The 17,624-nt window shown below is 70.0% G+C and carries 26 protein-coding genes; 17 read left to right on the plus strand and 9 right to left on the minus strand.

Annotation, left to right across the window (positions count from 1 at the left end; all coding sequences use genetic code 11):
• Window positions 1-7: 7 nt before the first annotated feature.
• From QRX60_RS17015 to QRX60_RS17070, 12 genes are read left to right on the plus strand one after another with little or no spacing between them, the layout of a single operon-like run.
• A complete protein-coding gene (locus QRX60_RS17015; protein WP_286001748.1) occupies window positions 8-358 on the plus strand; it encodes a hypothetical protein in 351 nt (116 codons plus the stop codon).
• Window positions 359-368: 10 nt separating this feature from the next.
• Entirely contained in the window at window positions 369-644 is a 276-nt protein-coding gene (locus QRX60_RS17020; RefSeq protein ID WP_286001749.1) for a hypothetical protein, read from the plus strand.
• A gap of 8 nt (window positions 645-652) precedes the next feature.
• Window positions 653-829, plus strand: a complete 177-nt coding sequence (locus QRX60_RS17025) for a hypothetical protein (protein WP_286001750.1) — start codon at window positions 653-655, stop codon at window positions 827-829.
• Window positions 830-849: 20 nt separating this feature from the next.
• A complete protein-coding gene (locus QRX60_RS17030; RefSeq protein ID WP_286001751.1) occupies window positions 850-1,347 on the plus strand; it encodes a hypothetical protein in 498 nt (165 codons plus the stop codon).
• Window positions 1,347-3,278, plus strand: a complete 1,932-nt coding sequence (locus QRX60_RS17035) for a phage tail tape measure protein (protein WP_286001752.1) — start codon at window positions 1,347-1,349, stop codon at window positions 3,276-3,278. Before QRX60_RS17030 ends, QRX60_RS17035 begins: the two co-directional genes overlap by 1 nt.
• Entirely contained in the window at window positions 3,275-4,615 is a 1,341-nt protein-coding gene (locus QRX60_RS17040; protein ID WP_286001753.1) for a hypothetical protein, read from the plus strand. Before QRX60_RS17035 ends, QRX60_RS17040 begins: the two co-directional genes overlap by 4 nt.
• Complete coding sequence (locus tag QRX60_RS17045; protein ID WP_286001754.1) at window positions 4,612-5,754, plus strand: DUF5047 domain-containing protein; 1,143 nt, start codon at window positions 4,612-4,614, stop codon at window positions 5,752-5,754. The genes QRX60_RS17040 and QRX60_RS17045 overlap by 4 nt, the downstream gene beginning before the upstream one ends.
• On the plus strand, window positions 5,751-6,470 hold the full coding sequence (locus QRX60_RS17050) for a hypothetical protein (protein ID WP_286001755.1): 720 nt from the start codon (window positions 5,751-5,753) through the stop codon (window positions 6,468-6,470). Before QRX60_RS17045 ends, QRX60_RS17050 begins: the two co-directional genes overlap by 4 nt.
• A gap of 21 nt (window positions 6,471-6,491) precedes the next feature.
• Entirely contained in the window at window positions 6,492-7,052 is a 561-nt protein-coding gene (locus QRX60_RS17055) for a hypothetical protein (protein ID WP_286001756.1), read from the plus strand.
• Window positions 7,053-7,054: 2 nt separating this feature from the next.
• The gene (locus tag QRX60_RS17060; protein WP_286001757.1) at window positions 7,055-7,447 is read left to right on the plus strand and encodes a hypothetical protein; all 393 of its coding nucleotides are present in this window, start codon (window positions 7,055-7,057) and stop codon (window positions 7,445-7,447) included.
• Window positions 7,444-7,779, plus strand: a complete 336-nt coding sequence (locus QRX60_RS17065; protein WP_286001758.1) for a hypothetical protein — start codon at window positions 7,444-7,446, stop codon at window positions 7,777-7,779. Before QRX60_RS17060 ends, QRX60_RS17065 begins: the two co-directional genes overlap by 4 nt.
• On the plus strand, window positions 7,779-8,621 hold the full coding sequence (locus QRX60_RS17070; protein WP_286001759.1) for a hypothetical protein: 843 nt from the start codon (window positions 7,779-7,781) through the stop codon (window positions 8,619-8,621). The genes QRX60_RS17065 and QRX60_RS17070 overlap by 1 nt, the downstream gene beginning before the upstream one ends.
• A gap of 68 nt (window positions 8,622-8,689) precedes the next feature.
• Here QRX60_RS17070 and QRX60_RS17075 read toward each other — a convergent pair whose 3' ends face one another.
• The 3 genes from QRX60_RS17075 to QRX60_RS17085 form a co-directional block, all read right to left on the minus strand.
• The gene (locus tag QRX60_RS17075; RefSeq protein ID WP_286001760.1) at window positions 8,690-8,911 is read right to left on the minus strand and encodes a helix-turn-helix transcriptional regulator; all 222 of its coding nucleotides are present in this window, start codon (window positions 8,909-8,911) and stop codon (window positions 8,690-8,692) included.
• A 28-nt stretch (window positions 8,912-8,939) separates the two neighbouring features.
• A complete protein-coding gene (locus QRX60_RS17080; RefSeq protein ID WP_286001761.1) occupies window positions 8,940-9,140 on the minus strand; it encodes a hypothetical protein in 201 nt (66 codons plus the stop codon).
• Window positions 9,141-9,449: 309 nt separating this feature from the next.
• On the minus strand, window positions 9,450-9,698 hold the full coding sequence (locus tag QRX60_RS17085) for a hypothetical protein (RefSeq protein WP_286001762.1): 249 nt from the start codon (window positions 9,696-9,698) through the stop codon (window positions 9,450-9,452).
• A gap of 692 nt (window positions 9,699-10,390) precedes the next feature.
• Here QRX60_RS17085 and QRX60_RS17090 point away from each other — a divergent pair.
• Complete coding sequence (locus QRX60_RS17090) at window positions 10,391-11,620, plus strand: hypothetical protein (protein ID WP_286001763.1); 1,230 nt, start codon at window positions 10,391-10,393, stop codon at window positions 11,618-11,620.
• On the opposite strand, the gene cutA is transcribed toward QRX60_RS17090, so the two are convergent.
• The 4 genes from cutA to QRX60_RS17110 are packed head-to-tail and all read right to left on the minus strand — an operon-like array spanning window position 11,617 to window position 13,048.
• Window positions 11,617-11,943, minus strand: a complete 327-nt coding sequence (gene cutA / locus QRX60_RS17095; protein WP_286001764.1) for a divalent-cation tolerance protein CutA — start codon at window positions 11,941-11,943, stop codon at window positions 11,617-11,619. The two genes, QRX60_RS17090 and cutA, sit on opposite strands and share 4 nt — an antisense overlap.
• A 55-nt stretch (window positions 11,944-11,998) precedes the next feature.
• Window positions 11,999-12,274 carry a DUF2510 domain-containing protein gene (locus QRX60_RS17100; protein WP_286001765.1) on the minus strand — a complete coding sequence of 92 codons (276 nt, stop codon included), beginning with the start codon at window positions 12,272-12,274 and terminating at the stop codon, window positions 11,999-12,001.
• A gap of 55 nt (window positions 12,275-12,329) precedes the next feature.
• Entirely contained in the window at window positions 12,330-12,602 is a 273-nt protein-coding gene (locus QRX60_RS17105) for a hypothetical protein (RefSeq protein ID WP_286001766.1), read from the minus strand.
• Window positions 12,599-13,048 (minus strand): hypothetical protein, encoded by a 450-nt coding sequence (locus tag QRX60_RS17110; protein WP_286001767.1) that lies wholly within the window; start codon window positions 13,046-13,048, stop codon window positions 12,599-12,601. The genes QRX60_RS17105 and QRX60_RS17110 overlap by 4 nt, the downstream gene beginning before the upstream one ends.
• 209 nt (window positions 13,049-13,257) lie before the next feature.
• On the opposite strand from QRX60_RS17110, the gene QRX60_RS17115 reads away from it, so the two are divergent.
• The 3 genes from QRX60_RS17115 (at window position 13,258) to QRX60_RS17125 (ending at window position 15,143) form a co-directional block, all read left to right on the plus strand.
• Window positions 13,258-13,932 carry a GNAT family N-acetyltransferase gene (locus QRX60_RS17115; protein ID WP_286001768.1) on the plus strand — a complete coding sequence of 225 codons (675 nt, stop codon included), beginning with the start codon at window positions 13,258-13,260 and terminating at the stop codon, window positions 13,930-13,932.
• A gap of 242 nt (window positions 13,933-14,174) precedes the next feature.
• The gene (locus tag QRX60_RS17120) at window positions 14,175-14,726 is read left to right on the plus strand and encodes a cytochrome P450 family protein (protein ID WP_286001769.1); all 552 of its coding nucleotides are present in this window, start codon (window positions 14,175-14,177) and stop codon (window positions 14,724-14,726) included.
• 57 nt (window positions 14,727-14,783) lie between these two features.
• Window positions 14,784-15,143 (plus strand): PLDc N-terminal domain-containing protein, encoded by a 360-nt coding sequence (locus QRX60_RS17125; protein WP_286001770.1) that lies wholly within the window; start codon window positions 14,784-14,786, stop codon window positions 15,141-15,143.
• 90 nt (window positions 15,144-15,233) lie between these two features.
• Here QRX60_RS17125 and QRX60_RS17130 read toward each other — a convergent pair whose 3' ends face one another.
• Window positions 15,234-15,698: a MarR family winged helix-turn-helix transcriptional regulator gene (locus tag QRX60_RS17130; RefSeq protein WP_286001771.1), complete on the minus strand. Its 465-nt coding sequence runs from the start codon at window positions 15,696-15,698 to the stop codon at window positions 15,234-15,236.
• Between the two features lie 105 nt (window positions 15,699-15,803).
• On the opposite strand from QRX60_RS17130, the gene QRX60_RS17135 reads away from it, so the two are divergent.
• Complete coding sequence (locus QRX60_RS17135; protein ID WP_286001772.1) at window positions 15,804-16,226, plus strand: nitroreductase family deazaflavin-dependent oxidoreductase; 423 nt, start codon at window positions 15,804-15,806, stop codon at window positions 16,224-16,226.
• Window positions 16,227-16,273: 47 nt separating this feature from the next.
• Here QRX60_RS17135 and QRX60_RS17140 read toward each other — a convergent pair whose 3' ends face one another.
• Complete coding sequence (locus QRX60_RS17140; RefSeq protein WP_286001773.1) at window positions 16,274-17,551, minus strand: FAD-binding oxidoreductase; 1,278 nt, start codon at window positions 17,549-17,551, stop codon at window positions 16,274-16,276.
• Between the last annotated feature and the right edge of the window lie 73 nt (window positions 17,552-17,624).

The following is a 17,624-nucleotide window of genomic DNA, read 5'->3' on the forward strand; positions in this document are numbered from 1 at the left end:
CGACGACATGGCACGCCAGTCCGTTACCACGCAGCAGATTACTCGCGCCGGGACGATCCCGACCGCGGGCTCCCCGAACGTCGACGGCGACATCATCGACACCGGCGCGTCGGTTTTCCTGTTGCTGTCCAACACCGGTGCTTCGCCCGCATCGGTCACCGTCGTCTCGCAGGCCACGTTCGACGGGCTCGCCGTCGACGACCTGACGGTGTCGCTCGCGGCCGGCGTCACGCGCGTGGTCGGCCCGATCTCGCCGGGCACGTTCGGGTTCCCCGCCGGCGACACCAACGCCAGCCGGGCGTTCGTGAACTACACCGGCACCCCGGCCGACATCAAGCGCTCCGTTCTGTCCTACTAGGAGACACGTCATGCTGACCTTGCACATCACCGGTGACAACGGGTTCGACGCTGAGGTGGTCGCGAAACCGCGGCACATTCTCGCGTTCGAGCGCGCGACCGGCACGAAGTTCTCCGAGCTGGAGGACGAGGTGTCGATGGCCACGATCTACCAGCTGGCGCACCTGGTCATGAAAATCCAGCACCCCCAGGACACCCCGGTGAAGCTGGCCGAGTTCGAAGAAACCTTCGACGTGCTGCCGGTCGCCGACGAGCAGACGCCGGACCCTACCCCCGCGGGAGCCTGAACCGCACGGTGATCGCTCTCGCGGTCGCCACCGGGATAGCCCCGCAGTCCATCGCAGCGCTGGACGAGCGGTCGATCATCACGATGGCCTGGATGGTCGACCAGCAGAACAAGCAGGCCAACGGGAAAACCTCGGGGACAGGTGAAGTCCCGAGCCGCTACGGCTCCGCCCAGATGTCCGGATAGGCGCGAGGGAGGTGCACCCGATGGCGAAGACCATGCTCGTCGTGAAGGTGCGCATCGACGGTGTGCGGGAGATTCTGCGCGCCTTCAGCGTGCTGCCGAAGGACGCGCAGAACGCGATCCGCGACCACTCGCAGGCCCTGGCGCGCAAGCTCGCGATCAAAGCCGTGGTGGACGTGTCGCTCCACGGTGGACCGCAGGGGCCGAACCTCTCGACCACGGTCAAGGCCGTGCGTGACCGGGTCCCGGCGATCCAGGTGGGCGGCACCCGGCGGATCGGTAGCACGCGCGCACCCGCGTACGGGATGCTGTTCGGCTCGCTGTTCGGCATGAACGGCCGGTCCGGGTGGTTCTCCTACGCTCGCTACGCCAGCGCGGCCGGACGCCAGTACCGACCGCACCAGGGCCGGGACGCGTACGCGTTCTTCCCGCTCGTGGAGCGCGAGGCCGCCACGATTTCGCGCGAGTGGCACGCCGCGGTCGATGACGTGATCCGCAAGTTCTCCGAGGGCGGTGCGTGATGGCCAGCGGCGAGCGCACGGTCAGGATCAAGTTCGACGGCTCCAGCGCCGGTCTCGTCGCCGCGGCGGCGGTGGCCAAGGCCGAGATGAAGTCGCTGAGCGACGACGCGAAGAAGCGCAGCAAGGCGCTGAACGACTTCGCCGGTGGCGTCGGCAAGGCCGCGCGCGGCGTGATGGATCTGGCATCCAAGGCCGCGTCCGCCGCGTCGATCGCGAATCTGCTGCCCGTCGCCATCAATGGGATCATCGCTGCGGCCGGGCTGCTGCCGCTCGCAGTCGCGGCCGGGTTCGCGTTCGCCGGTGCGATGCTGGCTGTCAAGCTCGGTGCCGACGGTGCGAAACGTGCGTTCTCCCAGCTGAATCCGCAGCTGACTTCGTTGAAGTCGGCGGTGTCGGCGAGCTTCGAGAAGTCCCTGAACCCTGCCGTCAAGAACCTGCAAGGCCTGCTCCCGAAGACCACCAGCGGGTTTCAGCAGATCGCCACCGCGATGGGCGGCGTGGCCACGAAGGTCACGGGCGTGGTCGCCTCGGCGAAGGGCGCCGAGCAGGTCAACACCCTGCTGTCGGGCACGGCCAAGGTGGTCCAGAACGTCGGCGCGTTCTTGGCCCCGGTGACCGCCGCGTTCCTGCGGATCGGCGCGGTTGCGATGCCGATCCTGGTGCAGCTGACCGGCGGGCTCGGCGCGGCCGGTGAGAAGTTCAACGCGGCGGTGCAGAGCTTCGCCGACTCCGGCGGGCTGGAGCAGTGGATCCGCAAGGCCGTCGACGGGTTCAAGTCGTTCTTCGCCGTCGTCGGTGACGTGGTCGGGATCATCTCCTCGGTGCTCGGCGCGATCCAGGACGCCGGTGGCGGAGTCGGTGGGTTCATCGGCCCGCTGCTGAAGACCGTGCGCGAGTTCCTGGACTCCGCGCAGGGGCACGACACGCTGGTGAAGTTCTTCCAGGCGCTGAACACCGTGGCCGGTGTGGTGTCGAAGGTGCTCGGCGCGCTGCTTCAGGCGGTCGCTCCGGCGATCCCGCCGCTGGCCTCGGCCTTCGCGAACCTGGCGACGACCATCGGCAACATCCTGGTGCCGGTCATCAACTTCCTGGCGCCGGTGCTGCAGAACATCGCGAACTTCATCGCGCAGAACACCAGCTGGATCACGCCGCTGGTGATCGCGATCGGCATTTGGTCCGCGGCAATCTGGGTGCTGAACGCCGCAATGTACGCCAACCCCATCGGGCTGGTTATTGCGGCGATCGTGGCGCTGATCGCGATTGTGGCCGTGATCATCACCTACTGGGACCCGATCGCCGCCTTCTTCGTGAGCCTGTGGAACACCGTCAAGGACGCCGTGACCGCAGCGGCCGCATGGATCTGGCAGCGGCTCGTCGACGCCTGGAACTTCATCAAGGGCGTGTGGTCGAGCGTCTCCGGGTTCTTCTCCGGTGTGTGGGGCGGAATCACCAGCGGTGTGACTACCGCGATGAACTGGGTCCGCGACCGGTTCAACGATGCGTGGGGCTTCATCAAGGGCGTGTGGAACGGCGTTGGCAGCTTCTTCTCCGGCGTGTGGTCCAGCATCGGCAACGGTCTGAAGAGCGCGCTCAACGGCGCGATCCGGCTGCTGAACGGCGCCATCGACGGCATTAACAACATCACCGGCGCCGTCGGTATCCCGTCGATCCCGCACATCCCGTACCTGGCCAAGGGCGGCACCGTGCAGGGCGGCCGGCCGTACATCGTCGGCGAGCAGGGCCCCGAGCTGTTCGTCCCAGGCCAGACCGGCCGCGTGGTGTCCAACGCCCAGACCTTCGGCGGCCCGCAGGTCGTCGAGCTGACCATCGACCTGGGCAAGGGCATGAGCGAACGCATCCGGATCGAGCTCGACGAGACCGGACGGGCAACGGCGCGCGCGGCCGGCGCCGGGGCGGGGGGTATGCGATGAGCACCACCACGACCTACCTCGATGACCTCGGCCGCGTGCGCGTGGCCTTCACCGGCCTGAACACCGACGCGGACTACGCGCTCGTCGAGCGGTCCACCGACGGCATCACCTGGACCACCGTGCGCGGGGGCGACAAGGTCGGCCTGACCGCCGGCGCGGGCAAGCTCGACGACTACGAATTCACTGCGGGCGTCGCGAACACCTACCGCGTGACCGCCGTCGACTCGGCCACCGTGACGCACTTCGGCGTGGGCACGTTCACCACCGGCAACAACGCAACCCTGACCCCGCCGCTCCCCGCCGGGTCCATCCCCACCGGCGCGATGCTGGTGCTGACCGTCACGCACCGGAACACCGCCGCCACGATCACCACGCCGGCCGGATGGACGCTGCTCGCGGGCGGGGCGGGGCACATGGCCGTCTTCTACCGCACGTACGGCGCGGGGGTCACGGCGCCGTCGGTGGCGTTCTCCGGGGGCGCGGCGGGTGACTCGTGCTCGGCGCAGAACGTCGCCTACCCCGGCGCGACGCTGGCGCAGGACGGCGTGGTGTGGCTGCTGGACACGTGGAAGCAGATCCAGCCCACCACCGCCGCCGTGCCCCCGGCATCGTTTGCCGATCAGCAGGGCGGCTCCAACTCGGCGGGGGCGAACGGCGAGACACACGTGAGCTGGCGGACCGACGCCACCGCGAACGTCCGCACCGTCACGGCCGGAACGATGACGTGGACCGGTGGCGGCGCGGCGGTGTCCAAGGCCCGGTTGCTGCGGATGACCCGGCGCCCCAACGTCGGGGTGGAGACCTCGGCGATCACGCCGGTACTCGATTCCGTCTGGATCAAGAACGTGCGCCGGCCGTCCCTGAACCGCAAGGTCACCGTCTCCGGCATCTCCGAGATCACCCGCCCGGCGCGCGTCGCGATCATCGACGTGATCGGCCGCACCTACCCGCTGGCGATCAACGACGTGCGGGGATCGAGGCGGCTCACGCTCACGGTGACCACCCCGAGCCTGGCCGCCGCCGCCGACTTCGACAACGCACTACTCACCGGCCACGCCGTGTTCATCCAGGCCCCCGAGCTGGACTGTGCCGTGCCGACGCTGTACGCCACGATCGGCGACACCGCCCAGCGCAAGACCTCCGCACGCGGCGTGCGCCGGTACTTCGACCTGCCGGTGACCGAGGTCGCCGCCCCGGCGTCCACCGTGTACTCCGACACCTTCACCTACGCCGACGTGCTCGCCACGTACGCCACGATCGCCGACGTGATCGCGGCCAACGCGTCGTACTCGGCGCTGGTGGACAAGGTCTCGACTGCGGTGGTGATCGTGCCATGAGGCCCACCACGGACAGCTTCCTGACCGGCCTGCGCGGCTCGCACACGCTGGCGTCCCGGTGCACGCTGGTCGCGCCCGGCCAGACCGGCACGTCCCCGGCCGGGATCCCGGTCCCCGGCGTCTCCGATCTCGGTCGTCTTCCGATCATCTCCGGCGACGTGACCACCGACATGACGGCCGACGTTCAGTCCACCTTGGACCTGGCGACCGTCTACCCGTGGCCGTCCAAGCCGAGTGACCCGGGCACGCCCTACGGCCAAGAGATCTACGTCGAGCGTGGCATCGAGTACGGCACCGGCACGCAGGAACTGGTGGGGCTCGGTTACTTCCGCATCGACAAGGTGGAGCAGCAGAGCGTCCCCGACGGCGCGATCCGGATCACCGCATCCGACCGGATGGCGATGGTCCGCGACGCCCGCAACACCGCGCCCGTGCAGTTCGGCTCCGGCGCCTCGGTCGGCTCGGTCATCGACTACGTGGTCGGACAGGCCGTGCCGGGCCTGGTCACGGTCTACGACTTCAGCGCCTACACCACGCTTCTCGGCGCCGATCACGTGCTCGACGAGGACCGGCTCGGGTTCGTGCAGGACTTGCTTGCCGCGTACGGGAAGTACGGCTACTTCGACTACGCCGGGCGGTTCCAGGTGAGATCCGTGCCGGACCTGACGAAGGCGTCGCCGGTGTGGGATATCAACTCCGGCCGCGACGGCGTGCTGGTGTCGATGCAGCGCACCATCTCCCGGGAGGCGGTCTACAACATCGTCGTGGCGCGCGGTGAGCCCGTCGGTGAGCTGCCGCCCGTGCAGGCCGTCGTGTCCGACGACGACCCGAACTCGCCGACGTGGGTTGGTGGCCCGTTCGGGCTGGTGCCCACCGTTTACGCCTCGGCGTTCATGACGACCGTCGACCAGTGCCAGCGGGCCGCAGCGGCGAAGCTGTCGAAGGTCACCGGCCTGCCCTACGCGGTGTCGCTCGGGTCTGTGCCGAATCCGGCGCTGGAGGGCTGGGACGTGGTCACCGTGACCTACCCGGGCGGCGCCGAGGTGCACGTGATCGACCGCGTCACCTACGGCCTGGCGCCGGGCGACTCGATGGGCATCGACACCCGCAAGCAGTACCTGACGCGGAGGGCCGGGTGATGGACGCTCTCGCCTACGCCGTCGCCATGGCCGCCGCGAACGCCGCCGCCGCAACCCCGCCGGGCGGCGGTGACCTCGCGCATTATCAAGGCCAGATTGTCTCGTGGGACGAAGCCTCCGGGCTGAACTCGGTACGGGTCAACGGTGCGATCGTCTCGAACTTGCGCGTGATCCGTGGTGGCATCGGGCTGGCCTACCAGCCGGGCGACACCGTACTGATTGAAAAGCGCATGTCGCAGTGGTACATCCTCGGCAACGTCGGCGCGCCGGGCGCGGGCGCTGCGAACCAGATCCAGTCCGCGCTAGTTGCTGCATCGGAGGCCACCGGTTCCACGAGCTTCACCGATCTGGCCACCGTAGGCCCGTCGGTGACCGTCTACATCGGATCGTCTCGCCGCGCGCTGGTGCTCGTGTCCGCCTACATCGTCGCAACAGGCACCGCATCCTCAGGCACGGCGCTAGGCGGCAGGATGAGCCCGCAGGTAAGTGGCGCCTCAACCATCGCTGCGGACAACACCCTCTCGGCAAGTCTTGCGGCTGTTACGGACCCGTCCGGCTTCGCGGGCGCAGGCGTCACAGCAACCTTTCTCCGGCTGTACACAGCAGCCGACGGGCTCAACGTCGGGATGAACACGTTCACGTCCAAGTACAACTCTCGACTGTCCAGCCCGACATGTGCTTTCGCCTCCCGCAACCTCACCGTTATTCCGTTCTGACACAAGGAAAGGAGCCCAGTCATGGGCAACACCGCTCGGTACGGCTGGGCCTTCCCCGAGGTCACCGACCCGCCGAACACCAGCCTGCACCTGAAGAACCTCGCGCAGGCCGTCGAATCCACAGTGGGCGGGCTCGACGACACCGCGGGAGCCGCGAGCCGTCCGCGTGGCTACGTCGGCGGCGCTTCGAACAACGTTGACCAGAACGTGAACACCGGCGAGGCTATCGTGATCTCGACGACGTTCACCGCCGTGGCCGGCCGCCGGTACAAGTTCACCGCCGATTTCGAGTACTACCAGAAATCTGGGACCCCGGCCACGAACATGTCGCAGAAGATCCGGGTCATCGCCGGCGGCACGGCCACGGCGACTGGCGGAACGATCGTTCGTGGCAAGTACCCGAACACCGGGCCCGCCCTGTTCATCACGCTGCCCGTGACCCTCGTGGGTGACTGGGTTGCTCCGTCGTCCGGCACGTTCGCCGTGTCGTTAACTACCAAAGTCGATGCGGGGCAGGGTGGTATCGCCGGTGGCGGTACAGACCACACGTACGAGATCCTCGTGGAAGACATCGGGGTCTGACCATGATCACAAGCACCCGCAACCCGTTCGAAACGCTGATCGTCGCGGCGTTCGGCCTGTATTGCGTGGCCGGGCTGGTCGCGTTCGACAAGGTAGCCACCACGACGCTCCGCGGCTACCCCGTCCCCTTCGGGCACGTGTTCCTTGCCGTCGGGCTGGTGACATGCTCGGTCGCGCTCACCGGCATCATCCGCGCGACGACCGTGCGCGGCGTGCTGTGGGAGCGGGCCGGGCTGACCGGGCTCGCCGGAGTCGGCCTGGCGTACGCGGTCTGGGGCTTCGGCACCACCGGCGTGCGGGCGCTGGCCTTCTGCCTGCTGCTGCTCGCGATGTCCGTAGCAGCGGCTTGGCGGGCGGTGCAGATCTCGCGTGCCCGGAAAGTGGCTCTGGCATGAGCGACATCGGTACCTGGGTCGGGATCGTGCTGGGCAGCGGTGGCGTCGGCAAGGCGGTTTACGACCTGATCAAGAGCCGGGCTGACGCCCGGAAGGTCGGGGCCGACGCCGCCAAGACGCTCGTGGAGACCGCGGCTGAGTCGAACAAGGACCTCGGCGAAGACCTGAAAGAAGTCCGCACCGAGCTACGCGAAGTCCGCGCGACACAGCGGCGCCACGACGACGTGCTGCGCGTTCACCATCGATGGGACGAGCAGGTCGTGGACCAGCTCCGCCAGCTCGGCGGATCGATCGCCGACCCGCCACCGCTCTACCTTCCGGAGGTGCCCTGATGCGCACGATGTACGACGCGGTCACGGCCGCGAACATCACCAAGGCCAACCCGAACCCGCAATTGGTGGCTGGCTATATCGACAAGATCAAGCTCGAACCGTGGTCGGCCGCCGACTGGGCCCGGTTCCCGAACGCGCGCAAGGTGACCATCGTCAAGAAGGCGTCCACGAACGACGGGCATGTCCTCGACGTGGAACCCGGCGACGCCACGCCGGAGCAGGCACCTGGCTGGGCTGCGATGCGCCGGCGCTCCGGGTTCGCCTACCCGGTCATCTACTGCAACCGCTCGACGTGGCCGAAGGTCAAGGCCGCGTTCGTTGCGCAACGGGTCGACCCTCCGCTGTACTGGATCGCAACTGCCAGCGGCCGGCCGGAGATCCCCGAGGGCGCGATCGCCGCGCAGTACCTGCTTGACGTGGCGCCCGGCATCGACGTGTCCGCCGTCGCGGACTACTGGCCGGGCGTCGACCCCGCCCCAGCCAACGGCGGCCCGGCCGCCTCGACCACCGGAGTGGAGCTCATGGAGCGCATCACGATCAATCCGCCCGCCGACGACCCGACCAAGGACCAGGCCCGCCGCGTGTTCCTGTCCGGAAGCCAGGGTGCCGCGGTCATCTTCCGGCCGCGGCTGAATGCCGAGGGCTACGCCGTCAACCCGATCTGGGTCCCCTCGATCTTCGCGTGGGGCAACGACCACCAGGGCATCGGCTACAACCCGGCCGACGACAAGGACTACCAGATGAAGCTCACCAGCCACCGCGCCTACCGGCTGCCGGGCGCGCTGTGGGCCGACCTGAACTTCAGCTGTGCCGGACCGTTCGAGCTCGACATCGTCGGCTGAGCGGAGAACCCCACCGCCCGCTTCATGCCGGGATGATGGGGGCCTTCTCATGCTGAGGTGCGAGCAAACTACGGCCGGGCCAGTTCGCGCCGACCATCGTCGGTGAGGACGTAGTAGCGGTGGGTCTGATTGGGTTCATCCCACCCGTCGGTGAGCCAGCCGCGGTCCTGCAGCTTGTTCAGCATCGGGTATAGCAGCCTGCTGTGCACCTGCGCGTCGCGGCGCAGGTCTTCGGGGTAGAAGCGTGCCTCGGCTGCTCCCGCGAGCAACACCGCCACCAGCCTGCGCATTTCCCGAGTCGACCGCATGGGCTCGATCCTAACTCTCGTCGTCCTGCTCCGGCGGGTGCTGCAGCCAGCGGAACAAGTTCGACCGGTACGGGCCGCCCGGTCGGGTTGGGCCGGCCGGCTGCTGCGGCGGGTAGCTTCCGGCCAGTCCGTCGTAGACCACGCTCCCGTCCTGGCCTCCGGCGAGGCAGCTGCGGCGGTCCCGTCGGCGACCGCCGGGCTTCTTCGGCATGGGCTTCTCCTAGCGCCGCGGGGGCGGCGGCTGGATCGGGCCGCGCTGCGGGGCGGGATTGTCGCGGGTAGGGCTGCTGGGCCTGTCCTTGCCCGGCCCCGGCCTTGTCGGTCCGGGTCCTGCGGGGTTGCGCGGCATCGGCCGTCCTTGGGTTCAGCGAATGGGCAGGGTGAGTTCGGGGCCGATGCGCCCGGCAAGGCCGGCCGTAGCCGCGCACCGGGCCCCGACTCCGCCGCGCACGGCACGGTGTGGGCGGCGGCCTGGAACCCGGCCGGCGCGCAGGGGAGGGCGAGCGCGCCGGCCGGGAGCTCACGACGGCTCGTCAGGTGGCTCTGCCGTCGTGAGCAGCTCGTGAGGCTTGGGCTGTAGGCCGTCGAGCTGGCCAGCGCGGGCGGCAAGTTCGGCGCCGATGCCGACGAGTTGACGGCCGAGCGTGCGCAGCCCGTCCGCGTAGGCGGCGTCATCGGGCTGCAAGGTCAAGAGCTCGACCGTGACGCGCCCGATCTCGGTGTTCACCTTGGCGAGTCCGGCGAGCAGGCGGCGGTCATGTACGTCCACGGGTCACCACCTCGAACAGGTCACCTGCGAACCCGCCACCAGGCGTGCGCGGGTGCGGTAGTCTGGCCCACGAGTGCGCAGCACACGAGGGACAAGCCTGGCTGCGGAGCGGGATCAGGCCGCGCGGACCGATACCCGGCCGGTCGTGCTCGAGCGGATATCCCGGGCCGAGCAGACACCAGGGCCGTAGCAGGTCCAACCGCCGGTCGTTCAACTCGGCGACCAGGTAGAGGTGGGCTCGTCCGTCGGCTTCGAACAGGCGCCACTCCCAGCGCGCGAGGGGAGGCAGCAGGTTCAGGCGTGTGCGCGGCCGCTCGTCGAGGGAGGTCACGACGGATACCGGCTCTGCCTCGGCCACCACCGCTGAACCTCGGCGCGCGCGGCCTGCCACTCGCGAGTGGTCATCTCCGACGCCGGGCGGAACCGGTCGCCAGCCGCCGTAGTCCGGTCGGGGCGTGAAGAGGTGAACAGGCGGGTCTCGGCGGCCCGGTCCTGAGGCGGAACCCGGTCGCTCACATCGCCCCCGTCTACGGAGGGTGGCTCACCTTCGCGTGCCGTCACATCGTTGACGCTAGGAGCGATAATGGCTGGTAGGAGTAGCCCGAGAAGGTGGCCATCCGACGGGGGTGGCCAGAAACAGGGGCCAAGGCGATGATGGCCACCTGGCAGGGTGCGAACCGCGAGGAGTACGAGTGGAGCAGCAAGGGGTCGGCGCACTGCTCCGAATCCAGCGAAAGGGCGCCGGCCGTTCCCAAGCCGATCAGGCCGTTGTGCTTTCCGCGATCTCCGGGCGGGCCGTCACCCGCAATGAGGTGTCGCGGTGGGAGTCCGAGCGACGGTTGCCGACCCCGTTCTGGCAAGAGCACATCGCTGCGAGCTTCGAAATCGACGTGCTGGACATTCGGCGAGCTGTCGTGGCGACTCGTGCAGAACAGCGGAAGGCGAAGACGGGAGAGGTAGTGCAGCGGCGCGAATTCATCGGAGCAATGGCCTCTCTGGCGATTCCGCTGGCTCGCACCGAACAGCCGACCGCGCGCCGGATCGGGCAATCCGACATCGATGAGTTGCGCCGCCGAACAGCCCGGCTCCGCCGCCTCGACAACATCATGGGCGGTGCCGAGACCTTTCCGGTGTACTCCGCCGAGGTCGATTTCACGCAGCGGCTGCTCCGCGAATCCAGCCACGCGATAGAGATCGGCCGGCAGCTGCGCGCGCTGCTGGCCGAGCAACAGCAGCAGGCCGGCTGGGCGGCGTTCGACCACGGCCAGCACGCACTCGCCCAGCGGTTGTACAGCGCCAGCCGGGACGCCGCCGAGGAGGCCGGGGCGCTCGACCTCGCCGGGAATGCACTGGCCTACGCCGCCTATCAGCAGACGACCACGGCGCAGAGCGGCACCGCGCTGGCCACCGACTCGTGCGAGGTTGCGCGGCCGATGGCCACACCGAAGGTGAACGCCCTGCTCCTCGAACGGAAGGCGTGGGCGCACGCGACGGCGCGTGAGCCGCAGGAGGCCGACCGGGCGCTGAACCAGGCTCGTGAAGCGCTGCAAGTCCGGGACGACCGGCCCGATCCGGACTGGGTGTTCTGGGTGAACGAGGCCGAGATCGACATCATGGCCGGCCGGTGCTGGACCGAGCTACGCCGCCCGCTGCGAGCCGTGCCGGTCCTGGAGCAGGTGTTGGCCGGGTTCGATGACACGCACGCGCGGGACAAGGCGCTGTACCTGACGTGGCTCGCCACGTCCTACCTGCACGCCCACGAGGTCGAACAGGCCGCCGCGACCCTTACACGCGCCGCCGACCTAGCCGCTGGGGTCAGCTCGGTGCGCCCGGCCGTCAGGATCCAGGCTGTAGCTCGCCAGCTGACGCGGTACCGGTCGACGCCGGTGGTCGGCGAGCTGCTAGCCCGGCTGGGCGCCTAGGCATCCGAGCTCGTCGCCTCCTCGAGCCACCGCAGGTAGTCGGCGGAGCCGCGTACGAGCTCGACGGCAGTCACCTCCGGCTTGTCCCACGGGTGCTGTTCGACGATGTGCGCTTCGAGTTCGGCGTAGCGGGCGTCGGTGGTCTTGAATGTCACGTTCCACTCTTCGCCCTCGCCCTGCTCGCCGAGGTGCCAGAAGAACGACGCCACGGGACCGGTGACCTGCGCGGTGGCCGCCAAGCGCGCGGACACCGCAGATCCGGCGATCTTCGCTCCAGCCGCGCGGTCCGGGGTCGTCGTCGTCACGAGAAGGTGAACAGCCATGCCGCCAGCCTAGGGGCGCACAGACCTCGCCCGCTGCCCCGTGAAGGTACGTTCGCTAGCTCGTCGGCTGGACGTGCTCCGTCCACTTGGCGCCGTCCCACCACTGCGTCACGCCATCTTGCGTCGGCGACGGATACCAGCCCGCCGGAGGTCCGACCGGCGCCGGCGCGGGTGCGGCAGGTGCCTCGGCCTGCTGCTTGAGTGCCTGCTGCTGGAGTCGCGTCTGCGCCTGCAGTTCACGCAGCGACTTCTTGGCCACGCGCTGCTTCTTGCTGCTGCCGCTCACAAGCCCGCCCGTGCCGAGCATGAGCGACTTCCGGATGATGCCCACGTGTTCACCTTTCCGTCAGGAGTACTCGCCAGAGTCGGTGATCTAGCTCGCCGTGTTACGCACTTGCCGCGGAAATCTGATCGAGCAGCGCGGCGAGGGCCGCGGCCCGGCTGCCATGCTCGAGGCCGGTGTTCCAGCGGGCCGCGGTGTCGCCGTCCTCCCGCCAGCACGCCCACCACCGGCGGGCGCCGTAGCGCCAGCCGCGCCACTCCCGGCCGTCGCCGACCCAGCCCACCCAACGGCCGTCGAGGTAGACCCGGTAGTCCGTCGTGCCGCCGATGTACATCGGCTCGTCGCGCTGCTCCCGCTGCAGACTGGCCGCGCTCATTGGCCGGCCGCCGCGAGCAGCCGGCGCGCCGCGCCGTCTTCGAACGCCGTGCACCCGACCACCGCTCGGCACGTCTCCCGCGCCCGGGCGTCGAGGTACGGCGTGTACCGCGAGCCGAGCAGCAGCGACCCGCAGTCCGCGACCGTCTCGACGTTCCGGCCGTACGCGCGCGAGCGGAGCCGGCTGTCGGGGTAGGCGCGCTGCTGCTGGGTGTGCATCCACTCGTGGTTGACGATGGAGAGGATCAGGGCCGGGTTGCATGGCACGACCTCGGACACCGTCACGCCCTCGTCGGGGCGCGCCACGCCCCACGCGTCAGGCCGGGTGGGGCCGACGCGCCACTCGACACCGAACCGGCCGAGCTGTGCGAGCCGCGTGTCGACGAGCGCGGCGCGATCGCAGGACGGCGCCGCGGCCGCGTGCGCGGGGGCCAGGCCGACGAGCACGCTGGCGATGGCCGCGAGCGCGACGATGAGGGCGAGGGAACGAAGGGCGATAGGGTGTGTCTGGGAGCGCATCGGGGCCTCTCGTAGTAGGCCCTTCGTCCCACGTATGTCCCACGATCATCGCGTTCCCGCTGGTAGAGGCCAGAGGCCCCGTCATCGGGCCACAATAACAACTCCCGTGCCGATCGCTCCGCTACGATTTCGCCGCGATGCTGCCAGCCACCAAGGGGATCTTCGACCGGCTCACCCGCCGCGGCCGCCTGATGACCAAGCGGGCCTGCGACCGGCAGGGCCACGTGCTGCGCAGCGGGCGTTTCCTCTTCCGGACGCCGACGGCGTGGGAGTACGCCGCCGCGGTCGCCTGCGGCAGCGACCCCGCCGCCCAGCGCTGGCTCGGCTGGCTGCCGGACTCGATCGTGGCCCGGGGTGCCCGCGCGGACGCGCTGCGCGTCGTGCCCGGCACCGGCCCGGACTGGGTGTCGCCCGATCCGCAGTCGATCGACCTGGTGATGATCGACGTCGAGGCCAACCGGTGCGTCGGCCTGGTGAGCGTGCACACCGGCGAGGACGGCGGCCCGGAGACCGGCGGCTACCTCGCGCCGGACTACCGCGGCCGCGGCAACGGGCGCGTGCTGTTCGCGGCCGGGCTGACCCTGGCGCACGACCACCTCGGCCTGCCGCGGGTGCGCGCCGGCGCCGAGGTCGGCAACGTCGCGAGCGCGCGGTCGCTGCAGGCCGCCGGCCTCGCCCGCGTCGCCGGGCCGCCGACGTACCGGCTGCCGGACGGCCGCGTCACCGAGGCGTGGTGGTTCCAGCACGCCGTCCCGCGGACCACGCGCTGCGGCGGCCCGCAGGCGACGTGGTTCCCGGCGTCGCTGCTCTGATCACTTCGGCCGACGCCGACGTTTCCGGTGGCTACCTTCGCCGCATGACTTCGCTCGCCGCTCCGGTTCCGCCGGTGCCCCTTGACGTCCCCCCGGGAAGTGTCGCCTGGTTACGGGCTTCGGTCGCCCGCTTCAGCAATGGTTCCGACCACGCGCGACGGCGGGCGCTAGGGGTGTCCCTGTTGGCCGCGGTCGATCCGGATTCCTTGCGGGACAAGGCTTTTGCGCGGACCGTCGAAATCATGAGTGCGGTCGAGGAGGCCGACGTGATGGCGGTGCTCGCGCGGCCGGTGCCGGTCGGGGTGCTCGCGGAGGCGCTCGGCCTGCCCGGCGTCGCGGCGGACGTGGTCCCGGTCGCGGCCGCCTACCACCCGCACGTGACGCCGGACGCCGACGCCGAAGCCGCGGTGGGCCGGCTGATCGCGGCCTGCGGCGGACCGACCGAACTCACGGCGGCGCGGATCGGTCTGCTGGTCCAGGCCTGCGACGCCACGGCCGGGCTGATCGGGAACGCGCTTTCCGCTTCGCTGGCGGGAAAGCCCGCGGAATTGCTGGCGGAACCGCCGGTGGTGGCCACGCGCCGGCGCGTCGACGGCTCCGACGTCACGGTCTCGCTGACCGGAACGCCGTTCGGTGCCGGGCCGCGCGAATGCCCGGGTTCGCGGCACGCGATCGCCCTCGCGACCGGCGTTCTCCAGGCGCTGCGCGGGTTTCGCCTGACAGAAGCGGAAACGGCGTGGGTGTCGTCGCCGAATCTCCGGATGCCCGCGGTGCTGCGGGTGACCCGCGGCTGAACCGTGGCCGGGTTCTGCTAAGAATTACCGCGTTCATCTTCTGGGGAAGGCGCGGAAATGCTGTATTTCGATGGTCTGATCGGCATCGTCACGCTCGGGTTGTGGATCTTCTGCCTGGTCGACGTGATCACGACGGACGAGTCGTCCTGCCGCAACCTGCCGAAGGGGCTGTGGCTGCTCGTCGTGCTGGTGCTGCCGCTGGTGGGGTCGATCATCTGGCTGGTCGCGGGGCGGCCGCAGCAGGTGACGCGGGCGCGCGGCCCGTACGAGCGGAACGCGCCGGCGTACCCGGAGTACGACCGCCCGGGCCGTTTCGCGGCCGGCAACCCGGACGACGACGACGAGTTCCTGCGCAAGTGCCGCGAACGCGCGGAGGCGCAGCGGAAACTGGCGCGCGAGAAGCGCACGGAGGACTGAGCCCGAGCGCCCCAATGTGGCGTTGGGTGCGTGGGGCGCACCGAACGCCACATTGGGTGCGTGGGACGCACCGAACGCCACATTGGGGCGTTAGCAGGTGGGGCCCTCGCAGGCGCCGTGTTCGTAGGCTTCCAGGGTCGAGATCACCAGCCGGCGCTCGGCCGGCGTCAACGGCGCCAGCGCGTTGCTCCACGCTTGCGCGCCGCGTGCCAGCCACGCGTCCACCGCCGGGCGTCGCTCCGGCGTGATGCTCACGATCGTGCGGCGGCGGTCCGCCGGGTCCTCGTCGCGGTTCAGCACGCCCTGACGGCTGAGGTCGCCGACCATCAGGCTCGCCGTCGTCGGCGCGACCTCCAGGCGGCCGGCCAGCTCGGTGACCGTCATCGGGCCGTCGAACAGCAGGATCGACAGCAGCGACAGGTGCCGCGGCGCGAGCGCGCAGCCGTCCAGCTCGTCGGGGACCGGGGTCCGCTTCGCGCGGCCCACCAGGCGCGGCATCAGCAGCAGGAGCCGGCGCACGCCGTCTTCGAGACTCAACCCGGCCTCCGTTGACACCGCCTGCCTCCCGTCGGTAGCTTTGTTTGCAAAGCAAACACTTCTCGGATGTCCCGAGCCTACCTCGGGCCACGAACGAGCGTACCGGTCAGAACAGGGGATTCCATGACAGCGCCAGCCGACATGAACGCATTCAACAACCAGGTCGTCGAGGAGTTCCGGACCAACGACGGCGTGGTCGGCGGCATGTTCGAGGGCAAGAACGTGCTGCTGCTCACCACGATCGGCGCGAAGAGCGGGGAAGAGCGCCTGTCGCCGCTGGTCTACACCCGCGACGGCGACAACCTCGTCATCGCCGCGTCCATGGGCGGCGCACCGAAGAACCCGGCGTGGTTCCACAACCTCGTCGCCAACCCGAAGGTGACCGTCGAGGTCGGCAGCGAGACGTTCGAGGCCACGGCCACCGTGGTCGCCGACCGCGCCGAGCGCGACCGCCTCTACGCGGGCATGGTCGCGCACGCCGAGGGCTTCGCCGACTACGAGAAGAAGACCACGCGGGTCATCCCGATCGTCGTCCTCGAGCGCTGACGTCCCGTCCCGCCGGCCGCACCGGAGCGCGGCCGGCGGGAGGCGGGTCAGCCGAACCGCCCTGCCGGGTCGTACTTCGCCTTGAGCTGCTTCAGCCGGGCGACGTCGCCGGCCGGGAAGGCCGTCGCCAGGTCTCCGGCCGGGTGCTCGCCGTAGAGGAACGGCAGCAGCCGGCCCGTCGACCACGGCGCCAGCGCGTCGAACAGCTTCGCGTGCGCCCGGCGGATCGGGTCCACGCCGTCCTCGACCACGGACAGCGCCCGCACCACGAACTCCGCCGCCGAGTCCCAGCCCACGCCGGCCGCGGGACGGCGGGCCAGTTCGCCGCCGAGGCGGTCGATGATCAGCACCGTCGCCACCGGCGCGCCCGGACCGGCGTGCTCGACGATCGACGTCAGCATCCCGTCGTTCAGCACCTCCACCGTCGCGTTCGTCCCGTGGTAGGGGTGCGGGTGCGGCGGATCGCTCGCGATCGATCCCGAATCCGTGTACGGCAACCGCTTCAGCGTGTCGAGCAGCACCGGCGCGGCGGCTCGCAGCGGCGCCACCGCCGAGTCGCCGTCCTCGCCGAGGTAGGCGATCCGCACGTTCGCGACGTGCTTCCCGCGGATCGGCTCCGGCAGGAACGGCAGGTCGGGCAGCGGGACGACGGCGATCGACGTCGTCAGCTCGTCGGGCGCGGTCATCGCCCACGTCCGCCACGCACGCAGCACCGCCGGCAGGTCCGCGGCGTCGAAGTACAGCCCGCCGCCGTACAGCTCGGCCACCGGGACCAGGCCGAACTCGAGCGCCGTCACGATCCCGAAGCCGGCGCGGCCGCCGAGCAGGGCCCAGAACAGCTCGGACCCCGGCGTCACCGTGCGGAGCTCGCCGTCGGGGGTGACGACGTCGATCGCGCGCACGTGGTCGGCCGCGCGGCCGAACCGTCGGGCCATCAGCCCGAAGCCGCCGCTGAGCGTGTAGCCGACGACGCCGACGTCCGGTGACGAGCCGCTCAGCGGGGCCAGCCCGTGCTTCGCCGCGGCTTCGATCACCGCGCCCCAGCGGACGCCGGCGCCGACTCGTGCGGTCTTCGCGTCGGGGTCGATCTCGACGCCGGTCATCCGGCGCGTGCTGATCAGCAGGCCGTCGGTGCCGGCGGTCAGGCCGTGTCCAGTGGCCTGGACGGAGACGGTCAGGCCGTGCTCGGCGGCGTACTCCACCGCGGCGACGACGTCCTCGGCGGTCTCGGCGGCGACGACCACTGCGGGCCGGGTGGCGACGGACGTCTGGAAGCCGGCGACCTCTTCGGTGTACCCGTCTTGACCAGGGCGAAGGGTGTGCATTCCTGGCTCCTTTCGTTGCTCCCAGCTTCACGCCGGAGCGATCAGAAGTCCAAGATCTGGTTTGTCTACCAGC

The organism is Amycolatopsis mongoliensis, from assembly GCF_030285665.1.
Lineage (GTDB): Bacteria > Actinomycetota > Actinomycetes > Mycobacteriales > Pseudonocardiaceae > Amycolatopsis > Amycolatopsis mongoliensis.

Excerpts from the sequence above, each read along its gene's own strand:
- QRX60_RS17120 (WP_286001769.1), top strand. The coding sequence starts at position 14,175 with ATGAGTGCGGTCGAGGAGGCCGACGTGATGGCGGTGCTCGCGCGGCCG.
- QRX60_RS17045 (WP_286001754.1), top strand. The coding sequence starts at position 4,612 with ATGAGGCCCACCACGGACAGCTTCCTGACCGGCCTGCGCGGCTCGCAC.
- QRX60_RS17030 (WP_286001751.1), top strand. The coding sequence starts at position 850 with ATGGCGAAGACCATGCTCGTCGTGAAGGTGCGCATCGACGGTGTGCGG.
- QRX60_RS17015 (WP_286001748.1), top strand. The coding sequence starts at position 8 with ATGGCACGCCAGTCCGTTACCACGCAGCAGATTACTCGCGCCGGGACG.
- cutA (WP_286001764.1), bottom strand. The coding sequence starts at position 11,943 with ATGGCTGTTCACCTTCTCGTGACGACGACGACCCCGGACCGCGCGGCT.
- QRX60_RS17020 (WP_286001749.1), top strand. The coding sequence starts at position 369 with ATGCTGACCTTGCACATCACCGGTGACAACGGGTTCGACGCTGAGGTG.
- QRX60_RS17115 (WP_286001768.1), top strand. The coding sequence starts at position 13,258 with ATGCTGCCAGCCACCAAGGGGATCTTCGACCGGCTCACCCGCCGCGGC.
- QRX60_RS17060 (WP_286001757.1), top strand. The coding sequence starts at position 7,055 with ATGATCACAAGCACCCGCAACCCGTTCGAAACGCTGATCGTCGCGGCG.
- QRX60_RS17040 (WP_286001753.1), top strand. The coding sequence starts at position 3,275 with ATGAGCACCACCACGACCTACCTCGATGACCTCGGCCGCGTGCGCGTG.
- QRX60_RS17070 (WP_286001759.1), top strand. The coding sequence starts at position 7,779 with ATGCGCACGATGTACGACGCGGTCACGGCCGCGAACATCACCAAGGCC.
- QRX60_RS17075 (WP_286001760.1), bottom strand. The coding sequence starts at position 8,911 with ATGCGCAGGCTGGTGGCGGTGTTGCTCGCGGGAGCAGCCGAGGCACGC.
- QRX60_RS17065 (WP_286001758.1), top strand. The coding sequence starts at position 7,444 with ATGAGCGACATCGGTACCTGGGTCGGGATCGTGCTGGGCAGCGGTGGC.
- QRX60_RS17135 (WP_286001772.1), top strand. The coding sequence starts at position 15,804 with ATGACAGCGCCAGCCGACATGAACGCATTCAACAACCAGGTCGTCGAG.
- QRX60_RS17035 (WP_286001752.1), top strand. The coding sequence starts at position 1,347 with ATGGCCAGCGGCGAGCGCACGGTCAGGATCAAGTTCGACGGCTCCAGC.
- QRX60_RS17105 (WP_286001766.1), bottom strand. The coding sequence starts at position 12,602 with ATGAGCGCGGCCAGTCTGCAGCGGGAGCAGCGCGACGAGCCGATGTAC.
- QRX60_RS17055 (WP_286001756.1), top strand. The coding sequence starts at position 6,492 with ATGGGCAACACCGCTCGGTACGGCTGGGCCTTCCCCGAGGTCACCGAC.
- QRX60_RS17080 (WP_286001761.1), bottom strand. The coding sequence starts at position 9,140 with ATGCCGAAGAAGCCCGGCGGTCGCCGACGGGACCGCCGCAGCTGCCTC.
- QRX60_RS17125 (WP_286001770.1), top strand. The coding sequence starts at position 14,784 with ATGCTGTATTTCGATGGTCTGATCGGCATCGTCACGCTCGGGTTGTGG.
- QRX60_RS17140 (WP_286001773.1), bottom strand. The coding sequence starts at position 17,551 with ATGCACACCCTTCGCCCTGGTCAAGACGGGTACACCGAAGAGGTCGCC.